The sequence below is a fragment of the Rhodococcus sp. MEB064 genome (assembly GCF_000834565.1).
In the GTDB taxonomy this organism is placed as follows: domain Bacteria; phylum Actinomycetota; class Actinomycetes; order Mycobacteriales; family Mycobacteriaceae; genus Rhodococcoides.
Genome location: NZ_JXQS01000072.1, coordinates 1 through 574 on the forward strand (window position 1 = coordinate 1; position 574 = coordinate 574).

The window sequence follows — 574 nt, forward strand, 5'->3', positions numbered from 1 at the left end:
CAGATCCCACCGGCTCTGATGAGCGCAACCGAGTACGCGCGGTGGCTCGAGCGCAACGCACTGTCCTGACCACCACCGTCGAGCAGGTGACCGCGGCGTCGGCGCTGTCGGTGATCGCGGCGTGCGCGCTCGTCGGGATCGCCCGGTCCACCTACTACCGGCTGGTGCGTGGCTACGCCCATTACCGGCCGGCAGCGACGCCGATTCCGCATACCGAGCGGGTGCAACCGGCGGCGCTGACCGCGGACGAACGCGCCCAGATCATCGACGTCATCACCGACGACGACTTCCCGAACCTCTCAGTGGTGCAAGCCTATTGGCGAGCATTCGACGAGCAGAAAGTGGCATGTTCGCAGCGGACGTTCTACCGAGTCGCTGCCGCCGCGAACTGCGTCGGTGACCGGCGTCGCCGCCGCGGAGCCGGCACACCGGCAGCCCGCCGCACACCCGTGGTCGCGGCGCACGCGGTGGGTGATCTCTGGTCGTGGGACGTCACCGAACTACGCGGCCCTCGAATCCAGGATCGGTACAAGCTCTACCTCGCCATCGACGTGTTCTCCCGCTACCCGGTCGC

The 574-nt window shown here is 68.3% G+C and carries 1 pseudogene; it reads left to right on the forward strand.

Annotation, left to right across the window (positions count from 1 at the left end):
* Positions 1 to 41: 41 nt before the first annotated feature.
* A pseudogene (locus RU01_RS20455) lies at positions 42 to 574 on the forward strand (IS3 family transposase); the annotation flags it as partial.